This is a genomic window from Roseococcus pinisoli (assembly GCF_018413645.1).
Taxonomy (GTDB): Bacteria; Pseudomonadota; Alphaproteobacteria; order Acetobacterales; family Acetobacteraceae; genus Roseococcus; species Roseococcus pinisoli.
The window spans coordinates 90605-104131 of the sequence record NZ_JAHCDA010000006.1 but is presented as its reverse complement, the minus strand read 5'-3'; the positions used below and the strand labels follow the sequence as shown (position 1 = coordinate 104131).

Sequence of the window (13527 nt, the reverse complement as noted above, 5' to 3'; positions counted from 1 at the left end):
GCTCGCCCGATCAGCCGTCGACGCTGATGCCGAGACGCTGCACGAGCGCCCGCTCGCGCGCCGTCTGCTCGGTGACGTAGCGCGTATAGCCAGCCGGATCGTAGTAGGCGAGCTGCAGGTCGAAGCGCTCACGGATGGCGGCGTTCTCCGCCGTGAAGAGGCCTTCCTTGAACGCGTCATGCAGGCGCGCCACGATCTCGGGGTCCATGCCCTTCGGGCCGCTGATGCCGTAGGGCGCGACGGAGGTGAGGTCGATCCCCAGGTTCTTCAGCGTCGGCACCGACGGGAAGCGCGGCGAACGCTCCGGCGACCAGACGTGCAGGGCCCGCATATCGCCGGAATCGACGAAGGGCGCCCAGGCCGCACTGTCGCTGACCATGTCGACATGGCCGCCCATGGTGGCCGTCATCGCCTCGGCGCCGCCGCGATAGGGCACATGGGTCAGCTCGATGCCCAGCTTCTCCTGGATCTCGACCATGGTCAGGTGCGGCGAGGAGCCCGCTCCGGTGGCGCCGTAGGTCAGCTTGCCCGGGTTGGCGCGCGCCTCGGTGACCACGTCCTCCCAGGTGCGGAAGCGGCTGTCGGCCTTGACCACCGTGCCGAAGAGCCAGCCGGCGAGGCCCATGACATGCGTGAAGTCCGCCACCGGATCCCAGCGCGGCGTGCGCGTCATGAAGGGCCAGCGGATCACGGTGTGGTGCATGATCGTCAGCGTGTAGCCATCGGGCCGCGACTGGGCCGCGACCTGCTGCGGGCCGAGCGTGCCGGCGACGCCGGGGCGGCTGTCGATGATGACGGGCTGGCCGAGCACGCGGCTGGCCGTCTCACACATGCCGCGGATCTGTGCGTCAGCCGAGCCGCCCGAGGGCCAGGGGAAGACGAGACGGACCGGGCGGTCCGGGAAGCGCGGCTGGGCGAGCGCGGGCGCGGTAAGGGCCAGGCCGCCAAGTCCGAGGGCCGTGCGGCGCGTCAGGCCGGGACCCGCAATGAAGGGCTTTTGATGTGCCGTGTCCGACATCATTCGATACTCCCAGATCGTTATTGTTCATGCGGCTGCGCGCCGACCCACGAGAGGCCGGCGCGCAGGGTTCGTGGCGCGGAAGAAGGCCCGCGCCTCAGGGCATCAGCATCACCTTGCTGGCCGCGCGCTGGCGCGAGAGCTCGAAGCCCTCCAGCCCGCGGTCCAGCGGCAGGCGATGCGTGATCATCGGCCGGAAGCCTTCCGGATCGCGCGCGAGCAGCGCGATCACGCGCTCCCAGGTCCGGTGCTCGGAACCGTGGGAGGCGCGCAGCTGGTGCCGGTTGCGCACGAAGGTAGTCAGCGGAAGGTTGAGCGGCGCGGCATGGATCCCCGCCGCCACCAGCACGCCCTCGCGCTTCAGCACCTGCAGCGCATCGATGATGGAGGGCGGATAGCCGGTCGCCTCCAGCACCACGTCCACAGGCTTGCCGCCCGTGATCGCGAGCACCTGGTCGACGAGCGGCCCCTCTCCGACATCGACGATGTCGTTGAAACCGAGCTGGCGCAGCACGTCGTAGCGCGGCTGGTCGCCACGGCCGGTGATGATCACACGGCCGGCGCCGGCTGCCCGCGCCATCAGCGCGAGCCCCTGCCCGATCGTCCCCGGCCCGAGGACCAGCACGGTGTCACCGATGCCGACCTCGCCCACGAGCACGGCATCGGCCGCAACGGCCAACGGTTCGACGAGGGCACCGAGCTCGGCGTCCACGGCTTCCGGCAGCGGCAGGGCATTGCCCGCCGCCACGTTGAGGAAGCGCGCGAAGGCGCCGTCGGCGGTGAGGCCGAGGCTGCGCCGCGCCACGCCCGGGCGGGGACCGCCCGGCCAGGCGATCTGCCCGTCGCCGCTATAGACGCGGGGATGCACGGCAACGCGCGTCCCCTCGGCCATCGCGACGCCGGGCCCGACGGCCACGACGCGGCCAGCGAACTCGTGGCCCATCGTCACCGGCAGGTACGGCACCATGTGCTGGTAGCCGTCCGTCCACTCATAGGCATGGACGTCGCTGCCGCAGATCCCCACCGCTTCGACGCGGATCTGGACTTCGCCGGCCGCCGGGGCGCCGGGATCGGGCACCTCGAGCGCCTCGATCCCAAACGCCGCCTCCGTCTTGCGGAGAGCCAGCATGTTCAGAACGGTTCCGGGTAGAACGTGCTGTAGATGCCCAGCGGCGGCTTGCCGTTCGGGTCGGTGATGACCTCGATCAGCGTCGGCTTGCCGGAGGCGAAGGCCGCGTCGAGCGCGGGGCCCACATCCTCGCCACGCTCGACCCGCACGCCGGCGATGCCGCAGGCGCGCGCGATCGCGGCATGGTCCACCTCGGCGAAGTCGCAAGCCACCGTGTGATCGCCGTACTTCGCGTCCTCGGCGTGCTTCTGGAAGCCCAGGATGCCGTTGTTCAGCACCACGACCGTCAGCGGGATCTGCAGGCGGCGCAGCGTCTCGAGCTCCGCCCAGGAATGGCCGAAGCCGCCGTCACCGCAGAGCACCACGACCCGCTTGTCCGGCGCAGCGACCTGCGCGCCGATGCCCAGCGGCACGCCCCAGCCGAGGCCGGCCAGGCCGCGCGGCGTGAGGAAGCGCTGACCCGCGCGGCGCGCCGTGATGTAGCCCGTGATCCAGTTGGACGAGTAGGAGGCGTCCGCGCAGACGATGCCGTCGACGGGGAGGCGCTTGTCGATCTCGGTCGCGACGCGCTCGGGGCGCACCGGGCCGCCATCGCGGGTGGTGACACCGGCGATCAGCTGGCGCCAGTTCTCGACGGCCTTGGCGATCTGCGCCTCGACCTTCGGGCGGGCGGCGGCACGGGTGGCCAGATCCTGCCGCAGCAGGGCCTCACGCAGCGCGACCAGCGTCAGCTTGGCGTCGCCCGTCAGGCGCAGCGCCTCGTAGTTGCGGCCGATCTCCGAGGGATCCGGGTCGAGGTGGATGAAGCGGGCGCCCTTGGGATACAGCGTCCAGGAATCCGTGCCGTTCTGGTTCGTGCGGTTGCCCACGAGCAGGACGACGTCGGCCTCCGTCACCATCGAACGCAGCTCATGCGTGCGCGCGCCGCGGCCCATGGTGTTGCCGACCACGCCGACGGAGAGCGGATGCGTCTCGTCGACGCTGCCCTTGCCCATGAAGGTGGTGGCGACGGGCAGGCTCGCATCCTGCTGCAGCGCGGCCAGCTCCTGGGCGGCGTCGGAGATGTGCACGCCACCGCCGGCGATGATCAGCGGGCGCTCGGCCTTGGCGAGCAGCGCCGCGGCTTCCTCGATGCGGACGGGATCGGCCAGGGTGCGGTCGAGCGGGAAGGTGCCGAGCGAGGCGCGGCGCTGCGAGGCGGCGGCCGCCTTCTCCAGCAGCAGGTCGGCCGGCAGCAGCAGGACGGCCGGGCCCGGGCGGCCCGAGGTGGCGGCCGTGAAGGCCATGTCCACGTAGTCCTCGAGGCGATCGGCGCGGTCGATGCGGCGGATGAACTTGGCCACGCCCTCGAACAGCTTGAAGTGGTCGAGCTCCTGGAAGGCGTTCTTGTCGACGGCGTCGCGCGTGACTTCCTGCACCAGCGCGATGACCGGAACGCTGACCTTCAGCGCCTCGGCGAGCGGCGCCACCAGCAGCGTGGCGGCCGGGCCGTTCTGGGCCGTGACGACGCCCACCTTGTGGGAGATGCGGGCGTAACCGTCGGCCATCGTGCCGCCCATGTTCTCCTGCCGGTAGACCGTCTGGCTGATGCCGGCATGCGGCGCCGCGAGATGGAAGGCGGAGGGGAGGCTCTGACCGAAGGTCGTGGTCACGCCATGGCGGGCGAAGGCCTCGGCCAGCCGAAGGGCGACCGTGACATTAGGGGTAGCTGAGGAACCAGCTTCAGGCATTTGTGGCGTCTCCATCGCGATATGATGTTTGCAATATCAAATCGCCACTTCCTTGACAGGTCAACCTCCCCTGGGAAGATTGGCTGGGTGACAGCCGAAACGACCTTTACGCCCGTCGACCGGGAAGAGACTCTGACCGAGAAGGTCTATGGACGCCTGAGGGGCGCCCTGGTGGGGGGCAGGCTCGTGCCCGGCCAGAAGCTCGTTCACCGGCAACTGGCGAGCGAGCTCGGCGTCAGCCCCACACCGGTGCGCGAGGCCCTGCTGCGCCTGGTGTCGGAGGGCGCGCTGGAGCTGGATGCCCGGGGCATCGCCTGGGTGCCGCGGCTCCAGCCGGAGCGCTACCTGGAGATCATGGACCTGCGCGTCGAGCTGGAAGGCCTCGCCGCCGCGCGGGCCGCGACGCTCGCCACGCCGGCCGACGTCCGGCAGTTGCGCGACATCCATTCCCGGCTGCTGCAGGCACGGCAGGACAATGACGTAGCGGTCGGGCTCGAGGAGAACGAGCGCTTCCATTTCGGCGTCATCGCCATCGCCCGGATGCCGGTGCTGCAGCGCGTCGTCGAGCATCTCTGGACCCAGGCCGGCCCCACCATCAACCTCGTGCTCTCATCGCCCCGCCCCGCCTGGCTCGAGGGCCATCCACACGACGAGCTGCTGAACGCGCTCGACGCCCACGATCCGGCCCGTGCCCGCGCGGCGATCGAGCGCGACCTTCGCGTCTACGCGAAGATCGTGGCGCCGCAGCTCACCAAGGCGCCCGAGCCCCCTCGCCGCGGCCGCCTCGTCGGCTGAGCGCTCCCCCCGGTTGCGGCCGGGCGGGGGATGGGCTGCTCTTGTCCCGACAGGACCGAGGAGGACGCCCGTGCTTCAACTGACCGCCGAGAATCAAGCCCGATCCTGGCTCGCGAGGCTGGAGGCGGCGCTGGCCTCGGCGGAGGCGGCCTCGGTGGCGGCGCTCTTCCTGCCCGACGGCCGCTGGCGCGACCTGCTCTGCTTCACCTGGTCGATCGTGACGCTCGACGGCCGCGAGGAGATCGCGGCCCTGCCCCGGGACCGCCTGGCCGGCGCCAAGGGCTTCGAGATCGAGCCCGGCACCGCGCGGGAGGCCGACGGCATCGTCGAGGCCTGGTTCGGCTTCGAGACGGCGCAGCTGAAGGGCCGCGGCCATCTCCGGCAGAAGGACGGCGCGGCCTGGACGCTCCTCACCGCGGCGGCCGGCATCAAGGGCCATGAGGAGCGCACCGGCCCCCGCCGCGAGATGGGCGTGGACCACGGCGCGAAGCGCGGACGGCCGACCTGGGTCGAACAGCGCCGCGCGCGGGAGGAGGCGCTCGGCGACACCACCCAGCCCTATTGCCTCATCGTGGGCGGCGGCCAGGGCGGCCTGGCGCTGGCGGCGCGGCTGAACCGGCTCGAGGTGCCGGTGCTGGTGGTGGACAGCCTGGAGCGGCCCGGCGACGCCTGGCGGCGGCGCTACCGCTCGCTGCACCTGCATGACCCGATCTGGGCGAACCACCTGCCCTACATGCCGTTCCCGCCGCATTGGCCGGTCTACATCCCGAAGGACCGCATGGGCGACTGGCTCGAAGCCTATGCGGAGATGATGGAGGTGCCGGTCTGGAGCTCCACCACCGCGCGCGGCGCCAGCTACGACGCAGCCACCGGGGAATGGACCGTGCAGGTGGAACGCGAAGGGCGGCCCGTGACGCTGCGGCCCAGGCAGCTGGTCATCGCCACCGGCCTGTCCGGCGCGCCCGCCATGCCGCGCCTCCCCGGCGCCGAAAGCTTCCGCGGGCACCAGTGCCATTCCAGCGCCTTCACCAGCGGCGCGGCCTATGCGGGCCGGAAATGCCTCGTCGTCGGCTCCAACAACTCCGCGCACGACATCTGCGCCGACCTCTGGGAGCACGGGGCCGAGGTCACCATGCTGCAGCGCTCCTCCACGCTGGTGGTGCGCGCCGAGACGCTGTTCAAGTTCTTCACCAGCAAGCTCTTCTCGGAGGAGGCGCTGGCCGCCGGCATCACCACGGAACAGGCCGACTACATGGCCGCCTCCCGCCCCTATGCGATGGTGGCGGAGCTGCAGCGCAGCACCTATCCCGCGCTGCGCGCCCATGACGCGGCCTTCTACGAGCGGCTGGAGAAGGCCGGCTTCCTGCTGGACTTCGGCGACGACGAGACCGGCCTCTCGATGAAGTACCTCCGCCGCGCCTCCGGCTACTACATCGACGTCGGCGCCTCCGAGCTCGTGGCCAATGGCGAGATCGGGCTGCGCAGCGGCGTCGAGGTCGCACGGCTGCATCCGGAGGGCGTGGAGCTCACCGACGGCACGCGGCTGGAGGCGGACCTCATCGTCTATGCGACGGGCTACGAGCCGATGGAGAGCTGGATCGCGCGGCTGATCTCGCCCGAGGTGGCGGCGCGCGTCGGCCATGTCTGGGGCCTCGGCTCGAACACGCGGATGGATCCGGGGCCCTGGGTCGGCGAGCTACGCAACATGTGGAAGCCGACGCGGCAGGAAGGGCTGTGGCTGCAGGGCGGGAATCTGCAGCAGGTTCGGTTCTACTCGCGCCTCCTGGCCCTGCAGATCCAGGCCCGCATGCTCGGCCTCAAGACGCCTGTTTACGATCCCAAGGCCTTCGCCCCCTAGCCGGAAGCCCGGTGCGGGCGGGGCCGCCTTGCGCGGGGGGCGGCGCTGCGGCCATCGCGAACTTCGCGCATTGGGGCTATCCTGGGGTAACAGGTGACCAGGGGAGCCGCCCATAAGGGCGGCGGAGAGAAGGCTGTGGCGCAGATCTGCACCGAATGCGTGGTCCGGGACCAGTCGCTCTGCGGCAGCCTGACCGATTCGGAACTCACCACACTCAACAGCATCGGGCGCTCCCGCCGCCTCGGCCGGGGCGAGACGCTGGTCTGGGCGGGGGATGACGCCGTCGTCTGCGCCAACCTGCTCTCGGGTGTGCTGAAGCTCAGCGCCTCCACCGCAGATGGCCGCGAGCAGATCGTGGGCCTGCTCTACCCCGCCGATTTCGTGGGCCGCCCCTTCGCCGAGGAGGCCGAGCACAGCATCACCGCCCTCACCGAGGTCGAGCTCTGCGTCTTCCCGCGGAAGGGCTTCGAGGCGGCGCTCGAGAACCATGTCCATCTGGAGCGGCTGCTGCTGCGCCGCACGCTGGCCGCGCTGGACGAGGCGCGCGCCCGCATGCTGATGCTGGGCCGCAAGACCGCCGAGGAGAAGGTCGCGAGCTTCCTGCTGGACATGGCCGACCACCTCGCGCGGAACGCGCCGCCCTGCCGGACGGAGTTCGAGCTCCCCCTCACCCGCTCCCAGATCGCCGACGTGCTGGGCCTCACCATCGAGACCGTCAGCCGGCAGCTGACCAAGCTGAAGCGCGACGGGCTGATCGACCTGCCTTCGGGCCGCCAGGTGGCGATCCGCAACCGGGTCGCGCTGAAACTGAGGGCCGAGGCCGCCTGAGCGGCCCCACCGTTCAATCCACGCGGGCGGTCCGCGGGGCGAGGCCCTCGCCGATCGCCGCGATGAGCTCCGGCGGAGCCTCGCCGCCGAGATGCAGCAAGGCCAGCGCCTCGAAGGCCAGTGCGCGGCGGGAGCCGAGGAAGAAGCAGCGCAGCATGTAGCCCAGCTCCGGCAGGGCACCCGGCTCGGGCTCCATCAGCACGGCGCCAAGATCCTGCGCATGGACCAGATCCGTCACATGCTGGCTGCGGATCCGCCCGGCCAGCGCCCGGCGCAGCGCGCAGGGATCGTCCTCCGCCGCCAGCGTGTCGAGCAAGGCGCCGATGCTGCGCTGATGGGCGGGCAATAAAGTGAGCAAGCCTTCGACGAGGTCATGAACGATCGCGGGCGGCGGCATCGCCGGAAGCCCGTCTGCCACCGCCTCCAGCCCGTCGCACAGCGCGCGCAGCCGCGCCTGCCCGTCCAGGAAATGCCCGGGAAGGCGGAGCTGCCGATCCTGCTCGATATCCTGCTGCAATTCCCGGCTCCCCCTTCTTCCTGTATCGCGCATGGGATGCGGGCGCGTGTTGACCTCGATCAACCCGGCCACGCCCGCGCTCACTCGCCGTAGAGCGAGTCGGCGCCGCGCTTCACGATGAAGAGGCCGAAGCCGATGCTGACGAGGGTCAGCCCCGTGCCGAAGAGCGTCATCCCCACATCTTCCGCGCGCGCGATGGCGAAGAGGCCGAGGATGGCCAGCAGGAAGGAGCCGGCGAGGTAGACGAAGCGGCTCAGCGTGAATCCGATGTCGGGCATGGCGGGGTCTCCTGGTTGTCGTCGAAAAGAATGCGGGCGGCGGCGCCGTCGGGGTCCTCGTACTGGCCGTCGCGCAGGGTCCAGGCGAAGAACAGCAGAGCGAGAAGCCCGAGGCCGAGGGCCAGTGGCACCAGCAGCGCGAGGGCGTTCATGCGGACCTCCCGGTACGAAGCGCGTTGAGGATCACCACCATCGAGGAGGAGGCCATCACCACCGCGGCCAGCAGCGGCGTGACGAAGCCGAGCACGGCCATGGGCACCGCCACGACGTTGTAGGTGAGGCTGAAGGCGATGTTCTGGCGCGCCGCCGCCTGCGCCCGCCGCGCCGTGCGGATGGCGGCCGGCAGGCCGGAAAGGCCTTCGGCGCGCAACACCAGGTCGGCCGCCGCCTGGGCGAGGTCGGTGCTGCCTGCGGGGCTGGCCGAGGCATGGGCGAGCGCCAGCGCCGCGGCATCGTTGATGCCGTCGCCGAGCATGAGCGGCCGCCGGCCCTGGGCGCGGAGCTCCTCGATGCGCGCGGCCTTGTCGGCGGGCGAGGCGCCGGCACGCCATTCGTCGATGCCGAGGGAGGCGGCCGCCCAGGCCACGGCGGCGGGCGTGTCGCCCGACAGCAGCTCGACCCGCAGGCCGAGGCGGCGCAGCTCCTCGATCGCCTGGCGCGCATCGGGGCGCAGCGGATCGGCGAAGCGGAAGACCACGGGCGCCGAGGCCGCGTCGGCGCGGTACCAGAGCGAGGGCCCGGCCTCCCCCGCGCTTTCGGCGCCGCAGAAGCCGGCGCTGCCCAGGCGCTCCACGCCGCGCATCAGCCCAGCACCCAGGACCTCGACGACCTCGCCGGCCGCACGCACGGGCAGCGGGCAGGCCGCGACGAGGGCGCGGGCCAGCGGGTGGCGGCTGCTGGCGGCCAGGGCCGCCGCGGCCTCCAGCGCGCCAGCCGGGCGCGCCGGGTCGGGCAGCAATTCGGGATGGCCGGTCGTCAGCGTGCCGGTCTTGTCCAGCACCGCCACGTCGCAGGCGGCCAGCCGCTCCAGCGCCGTGGGCGAGCCCACCAGCACGCCGCGGCGGAACAGCGCGCCGACGGCCACCACCTGCACGGCCGGCACCGCGATGGCGAGGCCGCAGGGGCAGGTCACGATGAGCGCGGCCACCGCCGGCACCAGCGCCACCTGCCAGGGCATACCGACGCCGAGCCACCAGCCGAGAAAGGTCGCGAGCGCCACGGCATGCGCGACCGGCACGTAGATCCGCGCGGCGCGATCGGCGATGGAAACGTAGCGGCCGCGCGCCTGCTCCGCGCGCTCCAGCAGGCGCGACACGGCGGCGAGCGAGCCCTCGGCGGCCGCGGCGGTCACGCGCTGAACGAAGGCCGCGCCGAGATTGACGGCGCCCGCCGGCAGCGCCTCGCCGGCCGGGAAGGCGCGCGGCAGGCTCTCGCCCGTGGTGGCGGCGGTGTCGAGCAGGGCCTCGCCCTCCTCCAGCACGCCGTCCAGCGACAGGCGTTCCCCGGTCGCGATCAACAGCCGTGCGCCGGGGCGGACCTGCTCGGCGCCGAGGCGGCGGGAGGTGCCGTCGGGCGCCAGCTGGGTCACCTCGGCCGATTGCAGGGCGATCAGCTCGGCGCAGGCCTGGCGGGCGCGGCGGCGCGCCGCACGGTCGAGCACGCGGCCGGCGAGCAGCAGCGCCAGCAGCGCCGTGGCGCCATCGAACCAGGTATAGGGGCCGTCGCGCAGCGTCTCGGACAGGCTCATCGCCGTGGTCGCGAGCACGCCGAGCGAGACGGCCATGTCCATGTTCACACGGCCCGCCCGCAGCGCCGCATAGGCCGAGCGGTAGAAGGGCATGCCGGCGACCAGCACCACCGGCATGGCGATGAGCGCCGCAAGCCAGTGCATCAGCTGGCGCGTGGCGTCGCCCATATCAGTGCCGACCCAGACGGCGACCGAGAGCATCATCACGTTGGAAGCGCCGAAGGCCGCGAGGCCGAGGGCGCGGATCAGCGCCTTTTCCTCGGCATCCTCGGCCGCGCGCAGGCAGGCCGCCGACCAGGGCGCGACCCGGAAGCCCAGCCGCGCCACGATGCCGGCCAGGGCCTCGGCGCGATCGGCCGGGCCGCGCCAGACGACGGTGAGCCGCCGGGCCGAGAGGCTGGCGCGTGCCCGCATCACCTCGGGCTCCGCGGCCAGGGCCTGCTCCACGAGCCAGACGCAGGCGCCGCAGGTGAGGCCCGCGACCATCAGCTCCAGCCGCTGTTCCTTCCCGTCCCGCAGCGGCACCGCGCGGGCGGCGAAGTCGACGGGGGGCAGCGGTACGGGGCGGAGATCGGCCGTCGCGCCCTCGCGCCGGAGGTAGAAGGCATCGAGGCCGAGGCCCGAGATGAGCGCGGCCGCGCCCTCGCAGCCCGTGCAGCAGAAGCGTCCCGCGCCGGGCGCGACCGGCGCGCCACAATGCGCACAGGCCGCGGCCGAGACGCGCGGCGCTTCCGCTTCGAGACGGGCCGGAAGAGCGTTCACGGGAAGGTCAGCCTCTCGCGCAGCTCGAGCCGTTCCTCGCCGCGCCGCACGGTCAGCACGGCCTCCCACGCGCCCGGCGCGGGCGCCTCGGCCGAGGCGCGCCAGACGCCAGGTGCCGAAGGCTGGAAGACCAGCGGCATGGTCGTGCGCTCCAGCGGCCGCTGCAGGAAGCCGGTGACGGTGGCATCGGCGGGCAGCGGCGCGCCGTCGGGCTGCCGGACGGCGATCTGCACCGCATCGCCCGACCTGACGACCGCCGCGCGCCAGCCCAAAGCGCGCTGCCGCTCGGCCTCGGCCAGGACGGCGCCGTAGCCGCGCCCGCGATCATAGGCGCCGACCGTCGTGGTGCCGGTGAAGGTGGTCACCGCCGCCGTGATGAGCACGGCATTCACCGCGATGACGACGCCGAAGCCGGCGACGAAGACCCAGGGAATCCAGCGGCTGCGCCGGATGGCGGGCGAAGCGGAGCTCATGGGCGGGGCCTCAGGAAGCTGGTGGTGGAAGCGGCGCGGATGGCGTGGCCCTGCCCGAGCAGGCGGACCGTGATCGGCGTGCCCTCCTCCTGCGGAAGGGCATGCACCGGCGCGGTGACGAAGAGGCGGTACTCGGCCACGCCGTCCGGCCGGGTGGTGACGAGCGGGTGGCCGGCCTCGTCCTCCTGCGCGACGCCCAGCACCTGCCAGGCCGCGCCGGCGGGAAGGCCATCCACTTCGAGCGCCAGCGTCTCGGGCTCGGACCGCCGGTCGGAGAGCTTCAGCGTGTAGCTGTTGCGGATGCCGCCATCGGCGAGGCGCACGAAGAGCGGCGCGCGGTCGCGCAGCACCTCCAGCGAGACGGGCTGCCGCACCGCGAGCCCGGTGATCATCGACAGCACGATCGCGGCCATGGCGGCCGCATAGACCCAGGTCCGCGGCCGCAGCAGCCGCACCGGCCGGCGCGCCTCCATCCCCACCGCGCAGCGCCCGCGCCCGGGCGGCAGGGGGGCGACGGCCGCCTCGGCCACGGCGAGGTTGCCGATGGTCTCGAAGGCGATGAGGCCCTTGGGGCGGCCCAGCTTGTCCATGATGCCGTCGCAGGCATCGATGCAGAGGCCGCAATTGATGCAGGCCATCTGCAGGCCGTCGCGGATGTCCACGCCCGTGGGGCAGACGTTCACGCAGGCGCGGCAATCCACGCAGTCGCCGGCGCCGGCGTCATGTGCCTTGCCGCGCGGCTCGCCCCGCCAGCTGCGATAGGAGACGGCCAGGCTGTCGGGGTCGAGCATCGCCGCCTGGAAGCGCGGCCAGGGGCACATGTAGGTGCAGACCTGCTCCCGCGCCCAGCCGGCCAGCACATAGGTCGTGAGGGTGAAGAGGCCCGCGAAGCCCAGCAGGGTGGTGGAGACGTTCAGTGCCAGGAGGTCCCGCGCCAGCGTCGGCGCGTCGGTGAAGTACATCACCCAGGCACCGCCGGTGGCCGCCGCGATCGCCAGCCACGCGGCGTGCTTCGTCACCTTGCACGCGCAGTCGCTCGCGCTCCAGCGCGCCTTCTGGTCGCGGCGCATGCGGGCGTTGCGGTCGCCCTCGATCCAGCGCTCGACCAGCATGAAGAGGTCGGTCCAGACCGTCTGCGGGCAGGTGAAACCGCACCAGACGCGGCCGAACAGCGCCGTCGCGGCGAAGATCGCGATGGCGCCGAGCAGAAGCAGGCCCGTGAGGTAGTAGACCTCCTGCGGCCAGATCTCGAGGAAGAAGAAGAACAGCCGCCCGCGCTCCAGGTCCACGAGCGCCGCCTGGTCGGGCTGGCCCGGCCCGCGGTCCCACCGCAGCCAGGGCACAAGGTAGTAGAGCCCGAGGCAGACGATCAGGATCACCCATTTCGCCCGGCGCACCGGCCCCTGCACCGCCTGCGGGTAGACCCGCACGCGGTCGGCATAGAGGGGCTGGTCGCGGTCGTCGGGCGCGAAGGCTTCGGGCTTGTCCATCTTGCTCACTGCGCGTTGCTCACGGAGCCGCGGCCTCGGTGCCGCCCAGGCTGTGGAGGTAGATGACGAGCATGCGGATGGTCGCCGGATCGAGGCGCGACTCCCAGGCCGGCATCACGCCGCCGCGCCCCAGGGAGACGGTGCGCAGGATGCTCGCGCGGTCCCCGCCGTAGAGCCAGACGCGGTCGTCGAGGCGGGGCGCGCCCATCTCGCGGTTGCCCTGCCCGCGCTCGCCATGGCAGCTCGCGCAGTTCTCGGCGAAGAGCGCAGCGCCGCGCGTGGCTGCCGCCGCATCCGTCGCGCGCCCGGTCATGGCCAGCACATGCTCGGTCACGTCGCTCGCCTGCGCGGTGGTGAGCATGCCGTCGGCCACGAAGCGCGGCATGAGCGAGTTGTGCGTCGCGTCGTCGTCGGGCGCGCGGATGCCGTGGCGGATCGTGCGCTCGATCGCCTCGAGGTCGCCGCCCCAGAGCCACTCGTCATCCGCCAGGCTCGGGAAGCCGGGCGCGCCCTGCCCGCCCGCGCCGTGGCAGCCGGCGCAGGTATTGGCGAAGGCCACGCGGCCACCCGCCATGGCATAGGCGCGCAGGTCCGGATCCGCGAGGATCTGCGCGGGCGTCGCCGCGCGCAGCCGGGCGAGCATGGGCTCGGCCGTGGCCGCCTGCTGGGCGCGGTCGCGCTCGGCATCGCCACGGGTGGTGTGGCCGAGCAGGCCCGTGGCGCCGGTGAAGGGCAGCGCGGGATACAGCACCACCCAGACCGCCGCGAAGGCGATGCAGGCGTAGAAGGTCCAGAGCCACCACTTGGGCAGCGGCGTGTTGAGCTCGCGGATGCCGTCCCACTCGTGGCCGGTCGTGGTCCGGCCGGTGACGGGATCGAAATTCGAATGATCGTCCATCTTG

General features: G+C 72.4%; 13 protein-coding genes. 3 read left to right on the top strand and 10 right to left on the bottom strand.

Going from position 1 to position 13527, the window contains the following annotated elements; all coding sequences use genetic code 11:
• Window positions 1–10: 10 nt before the first annotated feature.
• From KHU32_RS22610 to KHU32_RS22600, 3 genes are all read right to left on the bottom strand, one after another.
• Entirely contained in the window at window positions 11–1021 is a 1011-nt protein-coding gene (locus KHU32_RS22610; RefSeq protein WP_213672453.1) for a Bug family tripartite tricarboxylate transporter substrate binding protein, read from the bottom strand.
• 94 nt (window positions 1022–1115) lie between these two features.
• Window positions 1116–2147 carry a zinc-dependent alcohol dehydrogenase gene (locus KHU32_RS22605; protein ID WP_213672452.1) on the bottom strand — a complete coding sequence of 344 codons (1032 nt, stop codon included), beginning with the start codon at window positions 2145–2147 and terminating at the stop codon, window positions 1116–1118.
• 2 nt (window positions 2148–2149) lie between these two features.
• A complete protein-coding gene (locus tag KHU32_RS22600) occupies window positions 2150–3877 on the bottom strand; it encodes an acetolactate synthase catalytic subunit (RefSeq protein ID WP_213672451.1) in 1728 nt (575 codons plus the stop codon).
• An 87-nt stretch (window positions 3878–3964) separates the two neighbouring features.
• Between KHU32_RS22600 and KHU32_RS22595 the strand changes: the two genes are divergently transcribed.
• The 3 genes from KHU32_RS22595 (at window position 3965) to KHU32_RS22585 (ending at window position 7358) form a co-directional block, all read left to right on the top strand.
• Window positions 3965–4672, top strand: a complete 708-nt coding sequence (locus tag KHU32_RS22595) for a GntR family transcriptional regulator (RefSeq protein ID WP_213672450.1) — start codon at window positions 3965–3967, stop codon at window positions 4670–4672.
• Between the two features lie 70 nt (window positions 4673–4742).
• Entirely contained in the window at window positions 4743–6530 is a 1788-nt protein-coding gene (locus KHU32_RS22590) for a flavin-containing monooxygenase (protein ID WP_213672449.1), read from the top strand.
• A gap of 135 nt (window positions 6531–6665) precedes the next feature.
• Window positions 6666–7358: a Crp/Fnr family transcriptional regulator gene (locus KHU32_RS22585; RefSeq protein ID WP_347265590.1), complete on the top strand. Its 693-nt coding sequence runs from the start codon at window positions 6666–6668 to the stop codon at window positions 7356–7358.
• A gap of 13 nt (window positions 7359–7371) precedes the next feature.
• On the opposite strand, the gene KHU32_RS22580 is transcribed toward KHU32_RS22585, so the two are convergent.
• The 7 genes from KHU32_RS22580 to ccoP form a co-directional block, all read right to left on the bottom strand.
• On the bottom strand, window positions 7372–7875 hold the full coding sequence (locus KHU32_RS22580; protein WP_213672447.1) for a hypothetical protein: 504 nt from the start codon (window positions 7873–7875) through the stop codon (window positions 7372–7374).
• An 80-nt stretch (window positions 7876–7955) separates the two neighbouring features.
• On the bottom strand, window positions 7956–8153 hold the full coding sequence (locus KHU32_RS22575; RefSeq protein WP_213672446.1) for a hypothetical protein: 198 nt from the start codon (window positions 8151–8153) through the stop codon (window positions 7956–7958).
• On the bottom strand, window positions 8129–8305 hold the full coding sequence (ccoS, locus tag KHU32_RS22570; protein ID WP_213672445.1) for a cbb3-type cytochrome oxidase assembly protein CcoS: 177 nt from the start codon (window positions 8303–8305) through the stop codon (window positions 8129–8131). Before ccoS ends, KHU32_RS22575 begins: the two co-directional genes overlap by 25 nt.
• Entirely contained in the window at window positions 8302–10662 is a 2361-nt protein-coding gene (locus KHU32_RS22565; protein WP_213672444.1) for a heavy metal translocating P-type ATPase, read from the bottom strand. Before KHU32_RS22565 ends, ccoS begins: the two co-directional genes overlap by 4 nt.
• Window positions 10659–11135 (bottom strand): FixH family protein, encoded by a 477-nt coding sequence (locus tag KHU32_RS22560; RefSeq protein WP_213672443.1) that lies wholly within the window; start codon window positions 11133–11135, stop codon window positions 10659–10661. The genes KHU32_RS22565 and KHU32_RS22560 overlap by 4 nt, the downstream gene beginning before the upstream one ends.
• A complete protein-coding gene (gene ccoG / locus KHU32_RS22555) occupies window positions 11132–12625 on the bottom strand; it encodes a cytochrome c oxidase accessory protein CcoG (RefSeq protein ID WP_213672486.1) in 1494 nt (497 codons plus the stop codon). Before ccoG ends, KHU32_RS22560 begins: the two co-directional genes overlap by 4 nt.
• Window positions 12626–12644: 19 nt before the next feature.
• Window positions 12645–13523 (bottom strand): cytochrome-c oxidase, cbb3-type subunit III, encoded by an 879-nt coding sequence (gene ccoP / locus KHU32_RS22550; protein WP_213672442.1) that lies wholly within the window; start codon window positions 13521–13523, stop codon window positions 12645–12647.
• Window positions 13524–13527: the final 4 nt, after the last annotated feature.